Annotated in this window: 15 protein-coding genes and 1 pseudogene; 5 read left to right on the top strand and 11 right to left on the bottom strand. The window is 47.7% G+C overall.

Annotated features, from left to right (window positions below):
- Positions 1 to 80: 80 nt before the first annotated feature.
- From copI to LRP50_RS04375, 6 genes are all read right to left on the bottom strand, one after another.
- On the bottom strand, positions 81 to 614 hold the full coding sequence (gene copI / locus LRP50_RS04400; protein ID WP_274163274.1) for a copper-resistant cuproprotein CopI: 534 nt from the start codon (positions 612 to 614) through the stop codon (positions 81 to 83).
- A 57-nt stretch (positions 615 to 671) separates the two neighbouring features.
- The gene (locus tag LRP50_RS04395; RefSeq protein ID WP_274163273.1) at positions 672 to 3,800 is read right to left on the bottom strand and encodes an efflux RND transporter permease subunit; all 3,129 of its coding nucleotides are present in this window, start codon (positions 3,798 to 3,800) and stop codon (positions 672 to 674) included.
- The gene (locus LRP50_RS04390) at positions 3,797 to 5,506 is read right to left on the bottom strand and encodes an efflux RND transporter periplasmic adaptor subunit (RefSeq protein ID WP_274163272.1); all 1,710 of its coding nucleotides are present in this window, start codon (positions 5,504 to 5,506) and stop codon (positions 3,797 to 3,799) included. Before LRP50_RS04390 ends, LRP50_RS04395 begins: the two co-directional genes overlap by 4 nt.
- 24 nt (positions 5,507 to 5,530) lie before the next feature.
- Positions 5,531 to 6,928, bottom strand: coding sequence for a TolC family protein (locus LRP50_RS04385; RefSeq protein WP_274163271.1), 1,398 nt, complete (start codon positions 6,926 to 6,928; stop codon positions 5,531 to 5,533).
- Between the two features lie 94 nt (positions 6,929 to 7,022).
- The gene (locus LRP50_RS04380; protein ID WP_274163270.1) at positions 7,023 to 7,451 is read right to left on the bottom strand and encodes a hypothetical protein; all 429 of its coding nucleotides are present in this window, start codon (positions 7,449 to 7,451) and stop codon (positions 7,023 to 7,025) included.
- A 141-nt stretch (positions 7,452 to 7,592) separates the two neighbouring features.
- Positions 7,593 to 8,330, bottom strand: coding sequence for a TetR/AcrR family transcriptional regulator (locus LRP50_RS04375; RefSeq protein WP_274163269.1), 738 nt, complete (start codon positions 8,328 to 8,330; stop codon positions 7,593 to 7,595).
- Positions 8,331 to 8,486: 156 nt separating this feature from the next.
- On the opposite strand from LRP50_RS04375, the gene LRP50_RS04370 reads away from it, so the two are divergent.
- The 3 genes and pseudogenes from LRP50_RS04370 to LRP50_RS04360 form a co-directional block, all read left to right on the top strand.
- Positions 8,487 to 9,563: an efflux RND transporter periplasmic adaptor subunit gene (locus LRP50_RS04370; protein WP_420791184.1), complete on the top strand. Its 1,077-nt coding sequence runs from the start codon at positions 8,487 to 8,489 to the stop codon at positions 9,561 to 9,563.
- Positions 9,563 to 10,630 carry an efflux RND transporter periplasmic adaptor subunit gene (locus tag LRP50_RS04365; RefSeq protein WP_274163267.1) on the top strand — a complete coding sequence of 356 codons (1,068 nt, stop codon included), beginning with the start codon at positions 9,563 to 9,565 and terminating at the stop codon, positions 10,628 to 10,630. The genes LRP50_RS04370 and LRP50_RS04365 overlap by 1 nt, the downstream gene beginning before the upstream one ends.
- Positions 10,627 to 13,692 (top strand): annotated as a pseudogene (locus LRP50_RS04360) (efflux RND transporter permease subunit); the annotation flags it as partial. The gene LRP50_RS04365 and the pseudogene LRP50_RS04360, both read left to right, overlap by 4 nt.
- A gap of 181 nt (positions 13,693 to 13,873) precedes the next feature.
- Here LRP50_RS04360 and LRP50_RS04355 read toward each other — a convergent pair.
- The 5 genes from LRP50_RS04355 to doeA all read right to left on the bottom strand — a co-directional run bounded on the left by LRP50_RS04355 (position 13,874) and on the right by doeA (position 19,978).
- Positions 13,874 to 15,286: an aspartate aminotransferase family protein gene (locus LRP50_RS04355; RefSeq protein ID WP_274163266.1), complete on the bottom strand. Its 1,413-nt coding sequence runs from the start codon at positions 15,284 to 15,286 to the stop codon at positions 13,874 to 13,876.
- Positions 15,287 to 15,375: 89 nt separating this feature from the next.
- Positions 15,376 to 16,890, bottom strand: a complete 1,515-nt coding sequence (locus LRP50_RS04350; RefSeq protein WP_274163265.1) for an NAD-dependent succinate-semialdehyde dehydrogenase — start codon at positions 16,888 to 16,890, stop codon at positions 15,376 to 15,378.
- Between the two features lie 210 nt (positions 16,891 to 17,100).
- Positions 17,101 to 17,580, bottom strand: coding sequence for an Lrp/AsnC family transcriptional regulator (locus LRP50_RS04345; protein ID WP_274163264.1), 480 nt, complete (start codon positions 17,578 to 17,580; stop codon positions 17,101 to 17,103).
- A 124-nt stretch (positions 17,581 to 17,704) separates the two neighbouring features.
- The gene (gene doeB, locus LRP50_RS04340) at positions 17,705 to 18,712 is read right to left on the bottom strand and encodes a N(2)-acetyl-L-2,4-diaminobutanoate deacetylase DoeB (RefSeq protein WP_274163263.1); all 1,008 of its coding nucleotides are present in this window, start codon (positions 18,710 to 18,712) and stop codon (positions 17,705 to 17,707) included.
- A 78-nt stretch (positions 18,713 to 18,790) separates the two neighbouring features.
- Positions 18,791 to 19,978 carry an ectoine hydrolase DoeA gene (doeA, locus tag LRP50_RS04335; RefSeq protein WP_274163262.1) on the bottom strand — a complete coding sequence of 396 codons (1,188 nt, stop codon included), beginning with the start codon at positions 19,976 to 19,978 and terminating at the stop codon, positions 18,791 to 18,793.
- 348 nt (positions 19,979 to 20,326) lie between these two features.
- Here doeA and ehuR point away from each other — a divergent pair, with 348 nt between their 5' ends.
- Positions 20,327 to 21,739 (top strand): MocR-like ectoine utilization transcription factor EhuR, encoded by a 1,413-nt coding sequence (gene ehuR, locus LRP50_RS04330; protein ID WP_274163261.1) that lies wholly within the window; start codon positions 20,327 to 20,329, stop codon positions 21,737 to 21,739.
- A 495-nt stretch (positions 21,740 to 22,234) separates the two neighbouring features.
- The gene (locus tag LRP50_RS04325) at positions 22,235 to 24,265 is read left to right on the top strand and encodes an EAL domain-containing protein (protein WP_274163260.1); all 2,031 of its coding nucleotides are present in this window, start codon (positions 22,235 to 22,237) and stop codon (positions 24,263 to 24,265) included.
- Positions 24,266 to 24,385 lie beyond the last annotated feature (120 nt).

The following is a 24,385-nucleotide window of genomic DNA, read 5'->3' as shown; positions in this document are numbered from 1 at the left end:
AGACCCCCAATAATTGGTTGTCCAACTATTGGGGGGCAGTTCACATTGCGGCTATTTTTATATTGGATAAACCTTCGGGGTTACAGTGTCACACTTTTCACCATGCCTGCTTCTGCATGGCCTGGAATGTTGCAAGCAAACTCAACGTTCGTATCACCGTGGAAGTGCCATAACAACTGCTTTGCTTTGCCTGGTTTAACCGTCACTGTGCCGCCTGAATCGTGGTCATGACCACTAGTCATCTTCTTCATCATTTCGCGGTGCTTTAATTGTTCGTCCATTGAGCCAATTGAAAACTCATGGTCGATTTTGCCAACGTTCATCACAACAAATTGCACGACGTCATTAGGTTCAATCGTTACATCTTTCTTGAAGTTAATGCGCATGTCGTCGCTTAAAATAACGTGAACCACTTTGTCAGGCTTTGCGCCATTGGCAGGCATGCCAACCGCAGACATTCCTTCCATGTTCATCATGCTTGAGTGGTCCATTTTGGCATTGTCCATTTTTCCGTGGTCCATCTTGCCATGATCCATTTTGGAATGGTCCATAGCATCTGCCGTTACGCCAGTAGTGAAAATAGCCAGTGATAGTGCCAGTAGTGTTTTTTTCATCATGTTTTCCTTTTTAAATCAGTGTATACGCCGCGTCTTTTCAACGCGGCAAGTCAATTAATCGTGTTGTGTGATTTCGCGATTTTTCCAAAGTTTGTAGATAGCCGGGAGAACTAACAGCGTGAGCATCAACGCCGATGCCATGCCGCCAATCATAGGTGCAGCAATGCGCTGCATGACTTCGGAGCCAGTGCCTTCGCCATACATGATGGGAATGAGGCCAATGATGACGGTTAACACTGTCATCATCACCGGGCGTACACGCAGTCCTGCACCTTCACGAATGGCTCCCGTGAGGTCTTCTGGGTATAGCGGCTGGTTGTTTTCTTGTGCTTCCAGTTTTTTGGCGTGCCACGCTTGGTTGAGATACACCAACATAATGACGCCGATTTCTACGGCGACACCAGCAAGCGCAATAAACCCAACACCCACGGCAATGGAAAAGTTGTAGCCTAGGTAATGCATCAACCAAAGGCCACCTACCATGGCTAGCGGTAATGTCGCCATAATGATCATGACTTCACCAACACGGCGGAAGCTGAGATACAAGAGCAACATGATGATGGCGATGGTAATTGGAACAACGACACTTAAGCGCTCTTTAGCGCGTTCCATGTATTCATATTGTCCCGACCACACGAGTGAGTAACCCGCAGGTAGCTGTAGTTGCTCTGCGACAACAGATTGTGCTTCAGTCACGTAAGAACCGAGATCTCGACCGTCAATATCCACGAATACCCAGCCATTAGGGCGTGCGTTTTCGGTTTTGATCATCGGTGGGCCATCTTCATAGCGAATGTCTGCCACATCTGCCAGAGCGATTCGAGCGCCGTTAGGGGTCACCAATGGCAAGTTTTGTAGTTTAACTACAGAGTCGCGGTAGTCTTGCGGGTAACGCACATTGATCGGATAGCGTTCTAGCCCTTCAATGGTTTCGCCCACGTTCATGCCACCGACGGCGGTTGAAACAACCTGTTGAACGTCTTTGATGCTTAACCCATACCGAGCAGCAGCAAGGCGTTTGATATCGATAGTGACATAACGTCCGCCTGCCACACGTTCTGCATACACAGAGGCGGTTCCAGATACTTGATTCAGTATGGGTTCTAGATCTGCACCTATCCCTTCAATCACCTTAAGATCTGGCCCCGCAATCTTAATGCCGATAGGGGTTTTTATCCCTGTTGCCAGCATGTCGATACGCGTCTTGATTGGCATGACCCAAGCGTTTGTTAGACCGGGGAATTGCACGAGATCGTCGAATTCTTTGCGCAGCGATTCTGTTGTGACGCCTTCACGCCACTCTTCTCGAGGTTTCAACTGGATCACGGTTTCAATCATGGTCAAAGGCGCTGGATCAGTCGCCGTTTCTGCACGACCAATTTTTCCCCACACTGTGTCCACTTCAGGCACTGTTTTGATGAGCTTATTGGTTTGTTGCAGCAGTTCACGCGCTTTACCAATCGATATTCCCGGATAGGTGGTGGGCATGTACATAAGATCGCCTTCATCCAAAGGCGGAATAAACTCACTACCCAACTTGCTAGTGGGGTAATAGGCGGAGGCCATTAGTGCAATAGCAAGGGCAATCATGGTCTTCGGGTAAGTGAGGCTCAGGTTTAGAACAGGGCGGTATAAGGCAATCAAACCTCGGTTGACCGGGTTCTTTTTCTCAGGCAATACGTTACCGCGAATGAAGTAACCCATAAGCACAGGTACTAAGGTAATTGCGAGACCTGCAGCGGCAGCCATGGCATAGGTTTTTGTAAACGCCAGCGGCGAGAACATCTTGCCTTCTTGACCTTCGAGTGCAAACACGGGTACGAAACTCAAGGTGATGATGAGCAATGAGAAGAAAAGTGGTGCGCCAACTTCTTCTGCCGCTTTGCTTATCACCTGCCAGCGATTCTTGTCAGTCAGGGGAGTGCGCTCGATATGTTTATGCACGTTTTCAATCATGACAATGGCGCCGTCGACCATTGCACCAATGGCAATCGCGATACCGCCTAGAGACATGATGTTGGCGTTAATTCCTTGCCAATGCATCACAATAAACGCAGACAGAATACCAATAGGTAAGCTGATGGCGATGACCAGTGACGAGCGGATATGGAACAGGAATAGCGCACATACCACGGCAACAACGATGAACTCTTCTGCCAGTTTCTTCCAAAGGTTTTCAACGGCGTTATCTATCAAGGTTGAACGATCGTAAGTGGCGACAATTTCGACGCCTTCAGGCAAGCTGCGCTGAAGTTCGTTGAGTTTGGTTTTGACGTTGTCGATCACTTCGCTCGCGTTTTCACCAAATCGCATCACGATCACGCCACCGACGGCTTCACCTTCTCCGTTGAACTCTGAAATACCTCGGCGCATTTGAGGGCCGATGTTGATGTCAGCGATGTCGCCGAGCAACAAAGGTGTGCCTTTCTCGGTCACTTTCAACGGCAGTGATTGAATATCTTCCACACTAGAAAGATAACCTGTGGTTCGCACCATGTGCTCAGCTTCCGCCACTTCAATCACGGATGCACCAGCTTCCTGATTGCCGTTTTGGATTGCCATGTTGATTTGTTGCAGCGTCAGGTTATAGGCACGCAATTTTGCAGGATCAATTTGCACCTGATATTGCTTCACCATGCCGCCGACAGTGGCAACTTCAGAAACACCTTCCACGGTTTGGAGTTCGTATTTCAAGAACCAGTCTTGCAAGCTACGCAATTCCGCTAGATCGTGTTGTCCAGTTTTGTCTTGCAGCACGTAGCTGTAAATCCAACCCACACCGGTTGCATCAGGCCCTAATGTTGGCTTAGCGCTGGGTGGCAGTTTTGGCGCAACTTGGCTTAAGTATTCCAACACGCGTGAACGCGCCCAATACATGTCGGTATTGTCGTTGAAAATGATGTAAACGTACGAATCACCGAAAAACGAGTAGCCGCGAACGGTTTCTGCGCCGGGTACTGCCAGCATGGCGGTTGTGAGTGGATAAGTGACTTGGTCTTCCACCACTTGTGGGGCCTGACCCGGATAACTGGTTTTAATGATCACCTGAACATCAGACAGATCGGGCAGGGCATCAACAGGCGTGTTCTTTACGCTGTATAACCCACCCAGAGTGAGAAATATGGTGGCGACTAACACCAAGAAGCGATTGGCGATCGACCAACGAATAACAGCACCAATCATTGCTCGCCTCCTTGCTGTTCAAGCGCTTTCAATACGAAATCAGCACCATTTTTTGCTACGAGAAAACGCACAGTTTGGCCTTCAGTAAATCCACTGAGATTGACACTGTCATCGGCGGAGAAATTCATTTCTCCCGCTTGCCACTTCCATTCTTCGACAGGCTGATGGGTGAGGGTGATCATGCCAAAATCGGCCATTAACATGGAGATCTCACCGGAAACCCAGACCTCATTGGGTGAAGCATCTCCGCTGACTTTGAAATCGACAATTTCGTATTGGCCTGACTCGGCTTTTTGCATTTCGAAGTCGATAGACTGTCCGACTTTAAAATCATCAAGATCAACGCCATTAGCGAAAGTGAAATTCATTACCATGCCCGGCCAGTTCCATGCAGGTACGGGTTCATGATTGATGGTGAGCATGCGGTGACCCATCATGACATCGGTGATTTCACCTTTTGCCCATTGAGTTTGCGCAGGTGCTTCGATGCCATTGATTCGGGCAAGATCTGCAGATTGGCTAGATTCTGAATCCAACATAAAGTGTGCAGACGTGACGATGCGATCTTGATCCGTCAGCCCTTGAAGCACTTCAATGGTTTCGCCAGCTTCTCTTCCCACTTCAATGCGCGCCGAGCGGTATTTACCTTCACCTTCAGCTAAAACAACGCGCGTCATGCCACCAGAGCGAATGACGGATGATTTAGGGATCGTTAGGACAGCATCGTCGGTGACGGGTTGTAGCGCGATATTAGCGAACATGTTGGGCTTAAGTTCGCCATTGGCGTTGTCAAACTTCAAACGCATCCGCAAGGTGCGGGTTTTCGGATCTAAAATAGGATAGACATAGTCGACTTCACCCAGCCACTCTTTGCCCGGTAGGCCATCGAGCGTCATTGCGGCTTTGCTGCCCGCTTTCATCCAATGTGCTTGGCGTTCAAATACTTCCGCATCAACCCAGACTTTATCTAAAGGACCTGCACTGATCACGGCTTGTGCTGGGGAGATGTACCCACCTTCACGGATATTGAGGCTCGCAATTACGCCATCACCTAAAGCTTTGATATCGATGGTTTGTTGTGCTTTTCCACGTTTAACGATTTGCTGGATTTGGTCCCGATCAACCCCTTGTGTGACGAGGCGTTCGGTTGCACCTTTCACGAGCCCTTTGCGACCCGTTCGATAGGCGTTTAAAAGCTCTTCTTGTGCTTTGACTAAGTCTGGCGAGTAGAGAGTAAAGAGTACGTCGCCTTCGCTGACTTTTTCACCAACGGCATTGATGTATAGCTTCTCAACCCAGCCCGCGACGCGAACGTTGGTTTGCCATAATTGGCTTTCATCAAATGCGATATAACCGACGGTTTCAATGCGCGGCGATAGTGGTGCCCATTCTACTCCGGCGGTTTTAACGCCCAGGTTATTTTCGACGGAAGCATTGATTTTCACCGTGCCGGGTTTGTCATCCTTGCCTGACATGTCATCGGCATATACGGGGATGAGATCCATACCCATTGGAGACTTCCCTGGCTTATCTCTTTGGTAATTAGGGTCCATTGGCGCTACCCAATAGAGCGGTTCATCGTTTCCGCTGGCGGGTGAAGTTGCCGCCATTGCGGACATATCATGCCCCGAAAGAAAGTGGTTAGCCCCAAAACCGATGGCTCCGCCAACCAGTAACGCGAGAGTAGCGACTTGTATGTTTTTCATTGTTATCTCCTACCTTGCGGTGTCTTACTGTTTGGTGGTTGTTAGGCCTGTGGAAGCTCTGCTGTGCGCTGGTAATGCGATATCTGGTGTATTGGTGTTGTAATTGAATCCACCCAATAAGGCAGCCAAGTTGCTGTTGACCAAGTTCAAATCGGTCACCAGTCGTTGTTGTTCTAGCGACAAGGTCAGTTCGTCGTTGGCTGCTGCTATCACATCGCTAAACTGCGCCGTGTTGTTTTGATATCCACGTTCTACAGCTTTTGTACGCGCATTGGCTTGTCCTAACAGCGTGTTTTCGTAACGCGATAGGCGTTGCTCAAGTTTGCTCTTGTCTACGAGAAGGGCGTTAACCTTGGCGTTCATTTGTGCAAGGAGGAGGTCTTTTTGCGATTTTGACGCGCCCACTTGGTACTGTGCAGCAGCGAGGTTTCTGTCCTGACGATTGTCAGTAAACAGAGGAATATCTAGCGTGAGGTAGGCGCTGACCAAATCAGAAGCTGGCTGGCCATTCATCCCATTAGCTTGTCGGTATCCATACATCACTTCAACACCAAACTGGGGCGCATAGGCTTGTTCGGCTATTTCAACTTGGGTTTGTTGCACGGTAATCGCTGTATTGGCCATTTTGACCATTGGGTGCTGAAGAAGTAGCGAAAAATGTTCAGTGCTTTCTGTTTGATCCAAAGTGTTTGAGAGCGCCTGCCAGTTCAATTCATTACTGGCATTTAACGCCTGCGAATTTGCTAACCATTCGGCACCCAACCACTCTGAAAGTTGAGAAACGATACGACGCTGAACTTGCGCGTTGGCATTGAGCTTGTCATCCAATTTGCTGACCTGAAGCTGAGCGTTGAGTAAGTCCTGTGCTTCATTTTGACCCATCGAATAGTTGGTTTGGATAAAACGGGTTAGCTCTCTTAGTAGGCGCTGATTTTCTTGAAGAATACGCTCAGCCTCTTGTTGATAACCGAGTTCTAACCAAAGTTGAGTAATGGTATTGGCAACGTCGCGCTCTCGTGCTTCCACTTGAAACTGAACGCCATCAGCCTGTTGATTTGCTTTTTTTCCTTGTAATAACAAAGTATCTCCGCGCTCAAACTGTTGCATGAGACCGACGGAAATATTGGTCATTGGATCTTTGTCGAATTGAAAGCTGTCGATGGGAAAACCACCAACACCGACTTTTAATTTCGGGTCCATGAGGGTGGTGCTCGCTACTCCCGTTTCGCGCATGGCTTGGGATTGCGCATAGAATTGTTTGCGACTGGCATCGTTATCCAGCGCTTTTTCAATGAGTTGCGTTAGCGTGTTGGAAGCATTTGTGGCACGCGCAACGTCTTCTTTTGTCGCGGAAAATGCAGGTGCAGACATGCCAACCACAGCACTGATCACCAGTGTCAATAAGCTCGGTTTGATATTCACGATATAAATCCATTCTGTTCGCGTCGAAATTGGACGCGGAATTACCCTCCACGGCGCAAGTCAAGCGCAGTGGTACGACATTTCAGAGTGAGATTTAGGCTATCGGGGGGCGATAAAGAGACTGGGTACGTTCAATGACACTGATATCTCGTTCTGAGGAAATCAGGGCAAGTTGTGTCAGCAATTGTTGAGATTGATAGGCTGGCGACAGCAAAGCAATGGACGTAAAGCAGGTTGCAGAGCAGCAGTTATGAACCATGTTTGTGTCGTCACCGCAATGTGTTGGGCTCGCACTTGATTGGTCAATGGGTTCATCAATGAGTTTGTGGTTTGCATGTTGAGCGTGAAGATTGACGGGTTGCTTACCCATGTCACAATCGACGACATTGGCAGACATTTTGTGTCCGCTCATCATGTCCATTTGCATAGACAGGGAAGATGCGCTTGATGCAAAACTGGAGAGCAGCATGACAAGCAAGCTGATCACTGAAATCCAGAATGTGCGAAAAGAAGAAAAGCGCATCACATAACTATTCAAATGAAGTATTGCTAAAGAGTATAAAGGTTACAGCTAGGGGAAAGTCAATGAGTTTTGACTTTTCAACCAAAGAACCTTCAAAACTGCTGTTAACTTATTCAATTTGCGATGAAGTTAGCCGGCAGCTTAAGACGCTGGCTCTACGTGGCAGGGGATATCCAGTAAGAGATCCGCCAAATTTGTTGGGTGAATCATATCCTCTTTTGCAATACTCATCTGCATCGCCACTTGTTTGTTGTACAGCTCCCAGTGCCTGAGTAACAGCGCATCTTCATTACCATCTAATTCTGGCCATGTTTCATTCAGCATAGGCTTGAGGCTGACCGCTGCATGGGCGTGCTGAAGCATTTGCCATTTCATTTCCCACAACTCGATTGGCGTATCTGGGTGCTGCTGGTTGTAGTCCTCGAACAAGGATTTGAATACTGCGGAAAATTGGTCTTTTGAACGCAAAAAATAGGCGAGAAGAGCATCGTTTTTTTGGCGAACTGCATCTGCGATAAATTGAATCGGTTTAGGTTCACATAAGATGACTGCATTCAAACTGACCAAGAAAAGATAGATACGGTGGGCGCTGTCTTGGGTGTCGGGAATTTCCAATAGCAACTCAGCGATATAGCGTTGTAGATAGCTATCCATTCCGTCACTCACGGCCTGCCAAATCTGTTCTTTGCTGCCGAAATGGTAGCGGATCAAACTGTGAGACACGCCCGCGCTTTCACTGATGTTTCTCAGTGATACTCGTTCAAAACCGAGTTCAGCAAACATGTCTGCAGCCACGTGCATGATAAGGCACTTTGTTTGCTCGGCGGTTTCTGCGCTTCGGCGCCCTTGTTTTCTCTCTTGCGAGGCTTTCGACTGCATGGCTTCAACAACACTCCGTAAGGTGACTAACGCTTTGTAACAGATATGAGTTTACGACACCAATTTTTTTACTGCACAGGTGGAAAATATATTGATCCAATTCAAAATGCAAATATACTGCACGGGTGTGTAATAAAAATATTTGGAGAGAGTGAAGTGCGATATCAACGATTGAAACGCACCCTCGGGAACTTACTGGTTATGTTGACAACAGTTGGTTTACTAGCGGGTTGTAACGAAGCCATATCGGAAACACCGGAAGCGATGCCAATCAAACCTGTGAAACTGTTGGCAGTACAGGACTATGTAGTTTCCGAGACTGATAACTTCTTAGCAGAAATTGACGCCACCAAGCGGGCGCAGTTGTCGTTTCAGGTTGGCGGCGAAATTCAAGATTTTGCCGTCCGAATGGGACAACACGTTGAAAAGGGGGAGTTGCTCGCTGTTTTAGACGCTAGTGATTTAACGCTTGCACTTGATTCAGCTAAGGCGCGTTATTCTTTGGCGAAAACCCAATGGAAACGTGCGCAACAGTTGTACAAAAAGCAATTGGTAAGTACCGATGTGTACGATCAGGCGGAAACGCGTTACAAAGCAGAACTGGCTCACTATGAGCAAGCGAAAACCGAGCTAGAGTATACCCAAGTTGTAGCGCCATTTGACGGTGTCGTCGCATATACCTTTGCCAAGCAACATCAAGTTGTTGCTGCGAAACAACCCATTCTCAATCTTATCGATAACACCCAACTTGATGTGTCGTTTGCCTTGCCCGTTCACTATGTTGAGCAATTAGGAATAGATGCGCTGACCGAACAACCACTATGGGTGATGATGGATAGCGATCCCACATCGAGAATCCCTGGCAAGTTCAAAGAGCTTTCAACTCAACCAAATACCGAAACCAATACCTACCAAGCGACATTGACAATCGTTCGCCCTGAAGCACGTAATTTGCTTAGTGGCATGACTGGACATGTTCTTATCGCGAAATCTCAAACCGGGCTTCAGCTTTCTCTGCCGGAATCTGCTTGGGTTAGCCGCGATGCTCAAGCTGGCACGGTATGGGTAATGGATGAAACTACGCAGCGCGTTGCTAAAACCGCAGTGCGTCTTGATGGTGAAGGGCGAATTAAACAAGGCTTGGATGTGACTGACTTAGTAGTTGTCGCTGGTGTTGAAAGCTTGAGTGAAGGACAAGAAGTGAAAGCATGGATTCGCGAGGATGGCATTTAATGAAATTAAGAACACTTACCGCCGTCATTGTCAGCGTACTCATGTTGTCGGCGTGCTCCCAAGATGAAAAAGACGCGTTGGTGGCAAAGCCTTTGTACGTGTCGACCACGGCAATCGAAGCACCAGTAAAAAACCAGTTTCGTGTGTTCAAAGGGCAGGTTGTCCCAGCAGAACAAACGCCGATTGCGTTCCGAACAACTGGAGAAATTCGTGAAGTCTTCGTGAAATCAGGAGACAAAGTTGTCCGAGGACAACCCATTGCGCAGCTAGATGACAGCAGCGTGCAGCAAGCATTCAACGATGCTAAAGCACAATATTCTCTGGCGTCTAAGCAATTGAGCCGAAGTAAAGACTTGTTCGAACGCGCCATGATTTCTGAAGCCGAGTTGGACGAGTTAACAGCAAACCGCCAATTGGCGAAAGCTCAATATGAATTGGCAAAAAACCAACTCAAATATACCCAACTTATTGCGCCGTTTAGCGGCACGATATCTGATGTCTTTAAAGAGCGTTTCGAGCGTGTTCAAGCAGGCGAATCGGTGGTTGATATGTATCAGGACGACAAGGTCTATGTGCAGATCGAATTGTCAGATAACGTTCTCGCGATGATCACACCAGACGGACGCAGCGTCCAATATCGCCCTATGGTCACTTTTTCTGGCGTTGAAGGGCAGCATCAAATGAATTATCTCGAACACACCAATGAACCTAGCCAGCAAACGGGAAGCTATTCCATGTGGCTAGAGCGTGACCAAATGGACCCACCTATCTTACCGGGCACAACCGCAACGGTAGCCGTTGACATGGTAGAAGCGGGTATCACAGCGGTTGATGGCTACCAAGTACCGATGACGGCATTGCAGGCTGGCGATAACAAAGGGCGATTCTTTGTATGGAAGCTAAATGGCAACCAAGTGAATCGTGTTGAAGTGGCTGTGTCGCAAGTGAACGGTGACGGAGCCATCATCGCGTCAGGCGTTGTTGAGGGAGACATATTGATTAACTCCAGTTTGCGTAAGCTACGCGAAGGAAAAGCCGTAGAAACAGCGGAGATAAATAACGGATGAACATCGCTGAATATTCCATCAAGAACAAAGTCATTAGCTGGCTATTTATTGTCATCTTAGCCATTGGCGGCGTGACTTCGTTTCTTGAATTGGGCCGACTAGAAGACCCCGCATTTACGATCAAAGATGCCATGGTGGTGGCGACTTACCCGGGAGCAACACCGCAGGAAGTGGAAGAGGAGCTTACCTATCCACTGGAAAAAGAAATTCGTCGTTTGCCTTACATCGACAAGATTACGTCAACGTCATCAGGCGGCATGTCGCAGATTATGGTGAGCATGAAGATGGACTACGGTCCTGATGAATTGCCACAAATCTGGGATGAGATGCGCCGTAAGATCAACGACCTTAAACCGACGTTGCCTGCAGGCGTTAACTCGCTCTCCATCATTGATGATTTCGGTGATGTGTTTGGTGTGATGATCATGCTAAGCGGTGAAGGGTATGACTACGTCGAACTCAAGCGTTATGCCGATGTGATGTCGCGAGACCTTGAAATGGTCGATGGAGTTGGAAAAGTGTCGATTGCCGGTGACCAGCAAGAGATGTTGTTCGTCGAGGTTTCCCTCGATCGCCTTGCGTCACTCAACCTCGATATGTCGATGGTCGCGGGTCTGTTGAATCAACAGAACAATGTGGTCTCTTCAGGCGAAGTCATGGTGAATGGCGAGAGCTTGGTGATCCGCCCTAGCGGCACATTGAATTCCGTTGAATCGCTCGAAAACCTGATTATTCATGGTCGAGACACGGGCAATCTTATTCGATTAAAAGATGTGGCAACCGTGGTGCGTGGCATTCAAGAAAAGCCCACCAATGTTGTTACTTTTAATGGGAAGCCAGCCATTAACCTTGGGGTTTCTTTTGCTAGTGGCGTGAACGTGGTTGAGGTTGGACAACGTCTAACTGACGAAATCGCCCATCTAGACACCATGAAACCGGCAGGCATAGAACTTAACTACTTCTATAACCAAGCGGCGGAAGTGGATGCGTCGGTACAAGATTTCATTGTGAGCCTTGGGCAAGCTGTCGCCATCGTCATTCTGGTCTTGTTGTTCGCAATGGGAATTCGTAGCGGCATCATCATTGGTGTGGTGCTTTTGCTTACTGTGTTCGGTACCTTCATTTTGATGGAGTACAACGACATTGAACTTCACCGTATTTCGCTAGGCGCTTTGATCATTGCGCTGGGTATGCTGGTGGATAACGCAATCGTGGTCGTTGAAGGGATTTTGGTCGGACTGAAAAAAGGCCGAACCAAGATGCAGGCGGCGTCAGACATTGTTAAGCAAACACAGTGGCCGCTATTGGGCGCGACGATTATCGCGATTACTGCCTTTGCTCCGATTGGCTTATCTGAAGATGCCACCGGTGAATTTATGGGTTCACTGTTTTGGGTGCTGTGTTATTCGTTGTTCTTGAGCTGGATTACGGCAATCACCATCACACCATTCCTTGCTGACTTACTGCTTAAAGAAGAAAAGATCTCGTCTCAAGCTGAAGGTGAGAGTCAACAAGAAACAGATGACCCCTACAAAGGGTGGTTGTTTGTGTTGTTCGGCTGGACACTTAAACTGGCGATGCGTTTCCGCTGGGTGACGGTGGTAGGCATGGTGGCTCTCTTGTTTACCGCAGTCTTTGCGTTTGGCATGGTGAAGCAACAGTTCTTCCCACCCTCGAATACGCCAATGTTTTACGTGGACATGTGGATGCCCGAAGGCACCGACATTCGTGAAACCATCAAGCAGACTGAACGTGTAGAAAAATACGTGCGCGAACAAGAACACGTCGAATTTGTTTCGACGTCAGTGGGGCAGGGTTTGCAGCGATTTGCGCTGACTTATCAGCCAGAACAGAGCTACGAAGCCTATGCGCAGCTCCAAGTTCGTACCACTGATAGAGAAAACATGTTCGTGGTGTTGAATAGCCTGACAGGTGAACTCTCTCGTCAGTTCGAAACGCCAACCTTCCAGTTCAAGCTGATGGAGTTCGGGCCGTCTCCTGCGTCAAAAATAGAAGCGCGAATCACAGGTTCTGACCCACAGGTATTACGTGAGATCGCACTACAAGTTGAAGATATTCTGCACACGGATCCTGGTTCACGAAACATTCGTCATGATTGGCGAGAGCGCACCAAAGAATTAGTGCCTGTGTTTAATGAATCCAAAGCACGTCGATTGGGGATTTCGAAAGAAGATTTGTCGAATACACTGCAAATGACGTTTGGCGGCTCAGCCATGGGTTTGTTGCGAGATGGTGCTGATATTCTGCCGATTGTCGGTCGTTTACCAGAATCTGAGCGTGTGGATTTCGAATCGCTTCAAAACGCTAAGATTTGGAGCCCATCGTTACAGGCATATGTACCAATCGACCAAGTGATTGATGGTGTTTCGTTGTCATGGGATGAGCCACTGATTAAACGTCGTGATCGCAAACGCACACTGACGGTGTTGGCTGACCATGATGTGCTGAGCGAAGACACCGCTGCCGCTTTGTTTACGCGTATTCAGCCAAAAGTGATGGCGCTGGATCTTCCTGATGGTTACAGCATTAGCTGGGGCGGCGAATATGAGTCGTCGAAAGACGCACAAGACTCGTTGTTTGGCTCGCTGCCAATGGGTTACTTGCTGATGTTCGTGATTACCATGCTGCTGTTTAATTCGCTTAAGAAGCCGTTGGTGATTTGGTTTACAGTGCCATTGTCGATTATCGGTGTGTCATTTGGTCTGCTGCTGTGGAACATGCCATTTAGTTTCACGGCATTCCTGGGTCTACTGAGTCTCAGCGGTATGATTTTGAAAAACGGCATTGTATTGATGGATCAGATCAATATCGAGATGGATTCTGGCAAAGACCCGTATCTAGCCATTGTGGATAGTGCAGTGAGCCGCGTGCGCCCAGTGAGTATGGCGGCTCTGACAACGATTCTTGGTTTGGTGCCACTGATGTTTGATGCGTTCTTTGGTTCAATGGCAATCACCATCATGGCGGGCCTTGGTTTCGCCACTATCCTGACCTTGATTGTTGTGCCAGTGATGTATTCGTTACTGTTTAGGATTAAGCCACCTAAGACGGTGAAGTCTGGTAGTGACGAACACTCAAATGATCAATTGGCAGAGAATCAGCAAAATAAGCCTAAAGCTCTGGAAGTGGTAGAAGCTGTTTAATCGTTAAACCATTTTGAGATAGCCAAAAAGCCCCGATTTCGGGGCTTTTTATTATCAAGGAGTTTCACTCCCAATGAATTTAAGCGGCTTTCCAGCTTCCGCTGTGAACCAGTTTGTCTGTAACTTTGTCGATGGCTTTCTTGGCGCGAGACACAATGGCATCAATGTCTGCATGATCGACAATGAGCGGTGGGGCAAAGCCCAAAATGTCGCCGTGAGGCATGGCGCGTGCGATTAACCCTTCTTCCATACATGCAGCCGCAATTTGAGGACCGACTTTGAGGTTCGGATCAAAATGCTCGCGTTTGTGTTTGTTGCTGGAAAACTCGAGTGCATGCAGCAAGCCAACACCTCGGCTATCGCCAATTAACGGGTGGTTAGCAAATGCAGTTTGCATTTGTTGTTGAAAATACGCGCCCGTGTCACGAGCATTGGCGGTGAGGTTTTCGCGCTCGATAATATCGAGATTACACAAAGCAGACGCAGCACCAAGTGGATGACCAGAATAGGTATAACCGTGACCAATCGCGCCCCACTGATCTGTGCCGTTTTCAAGCACTTGCCAAACTTTCTGACCTACCATAACGCCAGATAGTGGTTGATAGGCGGAGGTCAGCCCTTTTGCAACGGTGATCAGATCTGGCTTCATGTCATACATGATGGAACCAAAGTCAGCACCCAGGCGACCAAAGCCACATACCACTTCATCTGAAATCAATAGCACGTCGTATTTGTCCAACACCTTACGAATTTCCTGCCAGTAACCTTCTGGTGGTGGCACAATGCCGCCTGTGCCTAATACTGGTTCGCCAATCATGGCAGCCACGGTTTCAGGGCCTTCTGCGAGGATCATTTTCTCTAGTTCATCGGCACAGTGTTTGGAAAACTCACGTTCTGTCATGCCGTCGTCTTCGCGTCGATAATAGTACGGAGCAAGAGTGTGTTTGATGCGCTCCAAAGGCAGATCAAAATGAGCATGAAACAGTGGCAAACCTGTCATTGAACCAGACGCGATACTTGAACCGTGGTAACCACGATCACGTGAAATCACTTTCTTCTTCTCAGGTAGACCACGGGCATTGTTGTAGTACCACACCAACTTGAGCTGGGTTTCGTTGGCATCGCTTCCCGACATACCGTAGTACACCTTGCTCATGCCTTGGCCTGCCATTTTTAGAATGCGTTCTGACAGGGAAATCAGGGCTTCATTGGTGTGCCCGACATAGGTGTGGTAGTAGGCAAGTTTCTTGGCTTGTTCGTAAATGGCCTCTGCCATTTCTTCACGTCCGTACCCGATGTTGACGCAATACAGCCCTGCAAAGCCGTCAATCAGTTCAATGCCTTCAGAGTCCTGAATGCGAATCCCTTTTGCACTGGTAATGATCCGGCCAGGAAGGTCACCATCGGCGTATTGCTTTAAATGTGTCGATGCATGGAATACATTCTGGCGATCGACTTCAAGCAGTGCTTTGGTATCAATTTTCTGTGTCATAACAAACTCCTTTTCTGCCATGTGCGTTAAGCGCAGGCTTGATATTCTTAGTCTTCAGATACTTAGTCTTCAGATTCTTAGGCTAAGGCTTAACAGCCGCTGGCTGTCGGTAGCCCGCCGAGGCAGTAGTATTTGATTTCGCTGTATTCATCGAACCCGTGACGGCTACCTTCTCGCCCAAGTCCGGATTGTTTCATCCCACCAAAGGGGATGGGGTGACCTGTCATCTTCACGCTATTTACACTCACCATGCCAAACTCTAATCCGCGCATGAGCTTCCAAATGTCGCGAATGTCGTTGCCATAGATATAAGCGGCCAGGCCATATTCGGTGTCATTGGCGGCGATGATTAGCTCATCCAGATCGTCATAGGCAATCACGCCTGCGACGGGGCAGAAGTTCTCTTCGCGATACACAGACATTTCTGGAGTGACGTCTGCCAATAACACCGGATTGAAGAAGTTGCCCTTCAGGGCATTGTGTGGAGAACCCATCACCAAGGTTGCGCCTTTCTCTAAGGCGTCATCAACGAGTGATTGTGCTTTTTCAACGGCTTGATGATTGATAAGCGGGCCAAGGTCGATACCCTTTCGCATACCATCGCCGACGCGCAATTTCTTCATGCCAGCGGCAAAGGCTGCGATGAATTCATCATGCTTGTCTCGTGGCACAAAGATGCGGTTGGCGGCAAGACAGTCTTGCCCGGAGGTTTGAAACTTGGCATCAATGGCTGCGCTAGCCGCCTCTTGAATGTCCATGTCTGGTAGCACGATGAACGGCGCGTTTCCGCCTAACTCCATGCTGCATTTCTTAACGGTGTCGGCACATTGCGACAGCAATAGCTTTCCGACTCGTGTCGAACCGGTAAACGAAAGGGCTTTGACTTTGTCTGATGCACACAAAGTCGCTGAGATCATCGGCGCATCACCCGTGACGACATTGAAAACGCCTGCTGGGATACCTGCTCGTTCCGCAAGCTCTGCCAAAGCCAATGCTGAAAACGGCGTTTCATTTGCTGGCTTAACAACCACGGTGCAACCGATCGCCAGTGCGGCGGCTGCCTTTCGCGTGATCATTGCATTGGGGAAATTCCAAGGTGTGATTAACGCGGCGACACCAATAGGTTCTCTGAGAGTTGCCAGTTGTGCATTGGGGATATGACTAGGAATGGTATCTCCGTATGCACGACGTGCTTCTTCGGCAAACCAGCGAACAAATGACGCGCCGTAATCAATTTCGCCCTGCGCTTCATTGAGTGTTTTGCCTTGTTCTAGCACCATGAGGCGTGCCAAATCTTCTTTGTTGGCAAGCAGTAAGTCATGCCAAGCCATGAGCAGCGTGGCGCGTTGTTCTGCCGATAAAGCACGCCACTTTGTAAAAGCCTTGTCAGCAGCATTTATTGCATTATCGATTTGAGATTTCTTTAACGAGGTTACATAGCCAATCACGCGATCGTCTGCGGGATTGATAACGGGAATATCTTCGGTGCCTGTCACCCACTTCCCATTGATGTAGGCGAGTTGACGTAGCAGTCGGGCATCTTCAAGGTGCTCAAGTACTGTATCGCTCGCTTTTCCTTCGTAAGGTAGATTTAGTGCGGCCATTTATGACCTCCCATTCAGGTTTTTGTTGTCCTAGTGATAAATGTAAGTCACTTACTGCGAGGGAGTTTTCTGTTAAAGGAGGTGTTGGGTGGTGTTTTTTTCAATTAAACAGCTTAAGACTTGGTGTTTTTTCTGTATCGAGTAAATGGGGTGCGTTCGAAAGAGCAAAACGGAGGAAGGGCATAAAACGTGGCACTGTGAAAGAGTGATTTACCGCAATAGATTTTCATCGATTTCTAACTCATCACCCTGATGCTTAATGGTTTTAGTCACGATGTAGGTGTAATAGCGTTCTATGCAGAGATCTGAAATTAACCAACTGTCGATCAGACGCTGATATTGGTCAATGTCTTGCACCATGACTCGCAAGATGTAGTCGATGCCCCCACCAGTGGCAAAACAGTCTGCTACATCTGGGCATGCTTGCATGGCTTCTTCAAAGCGTTGAAAACTGGCTGCGTCATGCTTACCCAGCGTGACCTCAACCAAAACAGGGGTTTTCTTGTTCAGAAAATGGGGGTTAATTTTTGCGCCATAGCCTTCGATAATGCCCGCTTCTTCGAGACGCTTTACCCGTTCCCAGCAGGGGCTAATTGATAAGTTGATCGCTTCGGCGAGGTGTGACTTTGTGATACGACCTTGCGTGCTGAGGATTTGAAGAATTTTCGTGTCATATCGGTCAAGTCGCATTCATGACTCCATCAAAGAATTGATTCACCCATTAAGCGTGGCACAGAGTTGTCGTGATAGCCTTTTGCGTTTCATTTTTTGTGTAATGGACTTTCAGAGCATCAGGGCTATGTGAGAAGCAGGCTTATGCGATCGCCTTTGCCAACACAGCAAAAGTGTCTCCAAGGGAGATTTTTGATGAGTGACGACGAGCAGCAATGATGCCACTGGTTTCTGCGTGATATTGAGCAGGTTGCTGTCCAGTGCGCTCGGTGGAATATATTCGGGCGATGAGGTCACCTTTCTCAATGGTGTCGCCTAATGCAACGCAGAGTTCTAAAATGCCATTGTGCTCGCTTTGCAGATAACACTCGGCGTGAGGAATCTCCAATTCGATTGGAGAAGAAGATGGGGGGAGGTAATGACTTTTCAATATGCCGCTGTAAACCAGAAAGTTGTGTATCCCACGATCGGCCATTTGTATTGTCTCTGGTGTCGTTGTTCCGCCTCCACGAAGCTCTGTAGTCACAAACACTTTACCTTGGCTTTCTACTGCCGTGTCATAAAGCTGCGTTGGGTCCATTTCTTCCATATAGAAACAAAAGGGCGCACCAAATAACTTCGCGCCTTCGATACAGCGAGATTCTTGGGCTTTGTCGCTCAAGCGATGAGCCGCAGCAAAGGGTAAAATGTCGAGTGTTTTGCCACCGGAGTGGATATCGAGTGCAGTATCACAAAGGGGGATCAAATGGCGAGTAAAGTAATCTGCCATTCGCTCAGTCATGCTGCCGTAAGGATGTCCGGGGAAGGCGCGGTTCATGTTTCCATTATCGATGGGAGAAACGCGACTTCCTGCGTCCACGGCGGGTTGGTTCATCATGGGAATAACGATCACTCTGCCTTGAATGTTTTTTGTTGAAAGCGTGTGGGTGAGTTTCAGTAGCGAAGTTATGCCTTCGTATTCGTCACCATGGTTGCCGCCGGTTAATAATGCCGTTGGACCGTCACCATTTTTTATCACCGTGATAGGGGTCATGACCGCCCCCCATGCGGAAGCATCATGTGAAAACGGCAGTTTTAAGAAACCGTGTTGTATTCCGTCTGCATCAAAATCAACAGTGGCTGATACTGAGCTTGGCGGGAGTTTTTCCATGTGATGCTTTTCCTCGGCTTTGTTGTTATATGTGTAGCTGTGAATGATATGCAAGGCTTAGGCTTAACGATTAGCAGTTCAATGTTTAACAAACAATTGTCGTGGAAAATTACACAAGGTTTCTGCGCCATATTGTGTGATGACAATACTTTCTGTTGTCTCCATACCCCAATTATCCATCCAAAGACCTGGCATGAAATGAAATGTCATGCCTTCTTTCAAGATCGTTGAGTCGGTTTCTCGTAAGCTCATTGTGCGCTCGCCCCAATCGGGAGGGTAACTCATGCCTATCGGGTATCCGCAGCGCGAGCCTCCACGGTCAAAGCCGTACTTTTCCATGATGGCGTTTAACGCACTGGCAATATCGCCGCAGGTGTTACCAGGGCGAGCAACGGCTAAACCCGCTTCTAAGCCTTCGTTGAGCGCTTCATTGGCACGTTTAAAATGATCCGCAGGCTCGCCAAGGTAAATGGTACGAGATAGAGGGCAGTGATAACGTCGATGTACCCCCGCCATCTCGATAAATGTTCCTTCTCCTTTTTTAAAGGGACGATCGTCGTAGGTAAGATGGGGCGCAGAGGCATCGATTCCTGAGGGAAGAAGGGGAACGATCGCGGCGTAGTCGCCAAAGTGTCCATCATGACCAATCACAGAGTGCTTGTTTATTTCTGCAACCAGTATGTGTTTTGGCAGACCGGGTTCAATCAAATCAAAGGCGACGCGGTGCATGTTTTCGACGATACGAGCGGCAGCCCGCATGTAATACAATTCTTGCTCGGATTTCTCTGCTCGACACCAGTTGACCAGCCCTGTTGCATCGACAAAAGACGCAAAGGGAAGATTGTCGCGAAGTGCCTCATAGGCCGTGGCGCTGAAATAGTAATTGTCTTTTTCGACACCGATACGTCCACGATCCCACAGCTTTTCAGTGAGTACTGAAGTGGCAAGAAACTCCATCGGATGAAGTGGCGGATTCATGACATAGTGGTCAGGATAACCCACTACATGGTCATGATGCATGTGGACGGTTCGTCGTGCGCCATTAGCGTCTTGATTACGACCGAACCACAATGGTTCGTCTTCGTGACCAATAACGACACATTGCGGAACATAAAACGACCAGCCGTCATAACCTGTTAGCCACGCCATATTGGAAGGGTCGTGAACGATAAGCAGATCAATCTCGTTTATTTCCATGGCTGCACGGACTTTCGCCAGCCGGACGCCGAACTCTTCGAGCGTAAAATTTAGCACAACGTCACTCATGCCCCTTTCTCCTAAACATACCGCCCAATTGGACGAACGTTGACATCACAAGAGTCATCGCCAGTCATCAGCAAGAGGAATTCGGGGTCGATATTCCGTCTTTAGTGCAAGATGGCTGTTTTGCCTCCCAGCTTTGCTTCATGTTTAGCTCCGAATTAAGGAACGTACATGTCGCGCGTTTTGTTCAGTGGTCTGTCTCCTTTGCATTTCAATTTCGAAGGACTACAGTTTTTATATGACAAGGCAGTTCAATGCAGATCAATGTAAAGCCAATGTCATGAAACCTTTCATTAACATATATTACACATACACCATCGGTTAAATTTTGGTCAATAAAAACTTTGAACTATGACAATTAACTTACACCTCGAATTAGCCTCAGGGCTCCCGAAATATCTAGCGATCTCAAAAGCGATAATCGAACAAATTTCTGCTGGCATATTGGTGTCAGGCACGAAGCTACCGCCTCATCGCGAACTCGCTGATCAACTGTCTGTGAGCGTACAGACGGTGAGCAATGCCTATGCACATGCTGAAAAGCAGGGGGCGGTTGAAGCGTGGGTGGGAAGTGGTACGTTTGTACGCAGTTTTGCGCAGGGTAGGGAGAGCGAATTTTTACTGACACAAGATGTCAAAAGCGAACATTCTGTTGACGATGTGATAGACATGTCGATAGCGCATCCGGTTTACACCAATCAGATAACGCAGTTATTCAACGAAACACTAATGACCATTGCGCAAAGCGGTGATACCGCGCATCTTCTGAATTCACCACGACCCGTACCCGGCCAACGACGTCATATCGAGGCGGCATTGCACTACTTGTCTCAGCAAAAACTCAATGCGGAAGCTGAATGTGTATTGCTCACGAACGGCGCATGTCATGGCTTGGTACTTGCACTGGGTACAGCGATCTCCTCCGGTGATACTGTTGCTTGCGAAAGATTGGTTGATCATGGGTTGATTGCCCGCTCTAAAATTTTCAATTTTAAGTTGTGCGGCATTGATATGGATGAGCAAGGCATCATCCCTGAAGCACTGGAAAAAGCCTGTCAGCAAAGAGATATCAAAGCGCTAGCCTGTACCCCAAGCATGAGTAACCCGACCAATGCACACATGGGTCTTGAGCGTCGCATAGCAATTGCTGACATTGTGCGACGATACAATCTGACTCTCATTGAAGATGATGTGTATGGAGCACTTGAGCCTCATCGCGTACCACCAATTTCGAGCATTATTCCTGATCAAAGCTTCTATGTGACGAGCCTGACAAAGACTGTTGCTCCTGGTTTACGTGTAGGTTATTTGGTGGTGCCTCGTCACCTTAAGCACCATGCGGTAGGCCGCTTAGCGGCAACGAGTTGGATGGCAACGCCTTTGCCATTTGAAATCGCGAGCCATTGGATTGTGAATGGTTCTGTTGAGCGCATTGAAGCGTTTCAAAGGCAGGAATTTGCTGCAAGACAGCGCTTAACTGCAAAGTGCCTTTCGGATCTGTCGTTTTCGGCGCACCCATACGGTCAGCATGTGTGGCTAACATTACCGAGTGAGTGGCAAGCCGACAATTTCTTGGAAGCAGCACGGCAAGCTGGAGTGCAATTGACTGGGTACCAACCCTTTAGTTTGGATGCAGACAGTAAGATAAATCATGTGCGAATTAGTCTGGGCGTGGAAGCAAGTCGGTATCGCATAAAACGCGGTCTGCAGATTGTGTCCGACTTGGTGAAAAGCGAACCACCGCCACCTCATTTCCTCCTGTAATTGACCTAATGTGACATTCACGCCGACGTATTTTTCGATAAAATTGAGATGACGACCCATGTCAATTGAATTGATTGCACTGATTGACGGGTTAACGATCCATATGCAATTGGATTGGTTGGTTGAAATTAGCGCAGGTTTGTTGATGGTTTTACGCTGTTTTGTAGTCTTTTGGTGACTTTTCGTATTGGTGTGATTCTGCTTACAATAAAAAGATATATTTCAATTGAGTGGCGATATTCTCACATATATACTGCGCGAAAAATTTATCAATCATACCGAAACAACGTTTGGAAACAGCCTTTCGTAAGCCGTTGACTGAGTGACACTGAGTTAGCGACGAAAGCCACTAATCTCCCGTTATCATTACTCATAAAGATACGCTTTTCTGGAAACGGAAAATGGCGTTTTCCTTGGGTCTGTCAAAAAAACGGAGTTCGATTAGCTTTCTGATTTCGACGATTGAATCGTATATAACGAGATCCGTCATTATATATGCGAGTATTTCCGTCACTCCGATCTTATTACGACACGTATGTACGTGACATATCGATCGTATTTTTATTGATTCTGCCCTTAACGATTTGTAACGCGATGTCGATATTCGTTGGGCATGCTCTGAATTTTTCAAATTTCCCTTCGGTGGCAAAACAGTTTTTTGATTTCTCCAACATGTTGATAGGGGTATATCCGACTGTCCTGTGCTTGATTTCTACGTATTATTTGTCGTCCAAACATAGTGTTAACCCCATGGTGGTCACGCCCTATGCGCTCGCGATGTTCGTTACTATCTCATTAGCGAATGGCTTGGTCTCTGGACAAAATGGGTTACCAAATAATCCGTTAGTGGCAATATTAACTTCGGGTGTCGCTGCTGCTTCTTGCGTGTCTTTCCGTTTGTATCCGCTGAATCCGTTACGAGTGGATTTCGTTAGTTCTCTTTATAAACAAGTTGCACATTTTTTCGGTTTTTTGCTACTCACAATGGCGTTTTCCGAGCTGACTAGAGCTGTCATCTCGTATTTTGATAAATACCGCGATTTACTGATGATTGACCCGCTCACGTTTGATGGCGGTGTTGTTTATCTCTTTATACTTGGTGCGCTTGGTTCTGTGGGCATAAATGGCCATAATTTCCTATTTAGAGTCAAGCAACAACTGTTTGAAGATACTCAACTCAACCTTTCCGCGTGGGAAGCGGGTGAGGCGAGTCTAAACATTCTAGGGCAAGGATTCTATGATGCGTTTTTGTCTATTGGTGGGTCGGGAAATACCCTGAGCTTACTTTGCTGCATTTTGTTGTTTTCAAAAGATCGACGTCATACTGCGTTGGCGCTATCCGCTTTACCGTTGGTGATTTTTAACATAAACGAGCTACTGCTATTCGGTTTGCCGATTGTGTTTAACCCAATCCTCATTGTGCCTTTTATTCTCGTTCCTATTCTGAGTTTTGTGACTGTTTATGGCGTTATGTCATTAGGGTGGGTAAACCCAGTTAGCACAATAGTAGATTGGATGACGCCCCCATTTTTGAGCGGATATATCGCAACGCAAGACAGCGTGGGTGGGGTGTTACTTCAAGTTGTGGTGGTGGCTCTTGGCGTTATAGTGTATCGCCCTTTTTACTTGCTCTATGCTGGCAATAGTGGCATTGACGATAAGGCGCTTATCCGCAAAAGCGAAATTGAAAATAGCACCATGAAGTCATTTCTCGGCGATGTGAACAATTCGATGGGTAGCTACATCAACATGCATGAGGTTAGTCAGCGTGTTAGTCGCATGCTGAGTAACGGCGAATTTGTGATGTTCTATCAGCCTCAAGTACATCTTAACGACCCTGAGCATCTCTCTTTCGAATCGCTTGTTCGTTATAAAGATGAACATGGTAAGTTGCATCCGCCTACATTTGTTGCTGACTTTCAGCAACTGAGGGCTATGTGGCACCTCGACACCATGGTGATCGACTTAGTGTTGTCCGATATGAAGACCTTCCCGCTGGAAAAGGGATGCAAAATCGGTGTGAATGTATCGGCAGATACGATTTCAAATCCATCAGTGGTTGACTATATCACTGACCGATTGGCTCATTATCAATTGCCCGCTACGGCGTTAGAAATTGAGGTTACCGAAGAAGCAATCTTGGATGACCATACTCACATTGCTCGCAACATTGCGGCACTTCAAGAGATGGGTGTGACAGTGGCGATTGATGATTTTGGTTCTGGTTACGCGTCATTTCCGCACTTGCTTAAGTTTAACTTCGACAAAGTGAAGCTCGATCGTTCATTGTTGCTGAATGTTCAAGAAGAACGCGGGCAAAATCTATATCAATTGTTGGCGAAAATCAGTGAAGTGACAGGGTGTGAAATTGTGGCTGAAGGTGTCGAAACACTTGCTGAAAAACAATTCGTGAAAGGCTGTGATATTGAAATTTGTCAGGGGTACTATTTTGCGAAGCCTTTACCGCTTGAAGAGGCGGTTTGTTGGACCCTTAGTGCAGATGAAATGGCGCCAGAGGTGAAATAGAGTCTGAACTGGTTGATAAGTTGCGCTAGCGCTTTGGTTAATCAGGAACGTTAAAACGGGTAACAAAAAGCCGCATCTAAGGATGCGGCTTTTTTGGCTCTAACACGAGTTATATTTGGT

This window comes from Enterovibrio gelatinilyticus, from assembly GCF_028683095.1.
GTDB lineage: Bacteria > Pseudomonadota > Gammaproteobacteria > Enterobacterales > Vibrionaceae > Enterovibrio > Enterovibrio gelatinilyticus.
This window is presented reverse-complemented; position numbering and strand designations above follow the sequence as displayed.

What these genes read in the sequence shown, in the direction of transcription:
- LRP50_RS04325 (WP_274163260.1), top strand. Translation starts at nt 22,235, where the DNA reads ATGCGAGTATTTCCGTCACTCCGATCTTATTACGACACGTATGTACGT.
- doeA (WP_274163262.1), bottom strand. Translation starts at nt 19,978, where the DNA reads ATGAGTGACGTTGTGCTAAATTTTACGCTCGAAGAGTTCGGCGTCCGG.
- LRP50_RS04375 (WP_274163269.1), bottom strand. Translation starts at nt 8,330, where the DNA reads ATGCAGTCGAAAGCCTCGCAAGAGAGAAAACAAGGGCGCCGAAGCGCA.
- LRP50_RS04350 (WP_274163265.1), bottom strand. Translation starts at nt 16,890, where the DNA reads ATGGCCGCACTAAATCTACCTTACGAAGGAAAAGCGAGCGATACAGTA.
- LRP50_RS04355 (WP_274163266.1), bottom strand. Translation starts at nt 15,286, where the DNA reads ATGACACAGAAAATTGATACCAAAGCACTGCTTGAAGTCGATCGCCAG.
- ehuR (WP_274163261.1), top strand. Translation starts at nt 20,327, where the DNA reads ATGACAATTAACTTACACCTCGAATTAGCCTCAGGGCTCCCGAAATAT.
- copI (WP_274163274.1), bottom strand. Translation starts at nt 614, where the DNA reads ATGAAAAAAACACTACTGGCACTATCACTGGCTATTTTCACTACTGGC.
- LRP50_RS04390 (WP_274163272.1), bottom strand. Translation starts at nt 5,506, where the DNA reads ATGAAAAACATACAAGTCGCTACTCTCGCGTTACTGGTTGGCGGAGCC.
- LRP50_RS04380 (WP_274163270.1), bottom strand. Translation starts at nt 7,451, where the DNA reads ATGCGCTTTTCTTCTTTTCGCACATTCTGGATTTCAGTGATCAGCTTG.
- doeB (WP_274163263.1), bottom strand. Translation starts at nt 18,712, where the DNA reads ATGGAAAAACTCCCGCCAAGCTCAGTATCAGCCACTGTTGATTTTGAT.
- LRP50_RS04365 (WP_274163267.1), top strand. Translation starts at nt 9,563, where the DNA reads ATGAAATTAAGAACACTTACCGCCGTCATTGTCAGCGTACTCATGTTG.
- LRP50_RS04395 (WP_274163273.1), bottom strand. Translation starts at nt 3,800, where the DNA reads ATGATTGGTGCTGTTATTCGTTGGTCGATCGCCAATCGCTTCTTGGTG.
- LRP50_RS04345 (WP_274163264.1), bottom strand. Translation starts at nt 17,580, where the DNA reads ATGCGACTTGACCGATATGACACGAAAATTCTTCAAATCCTCAGCACG.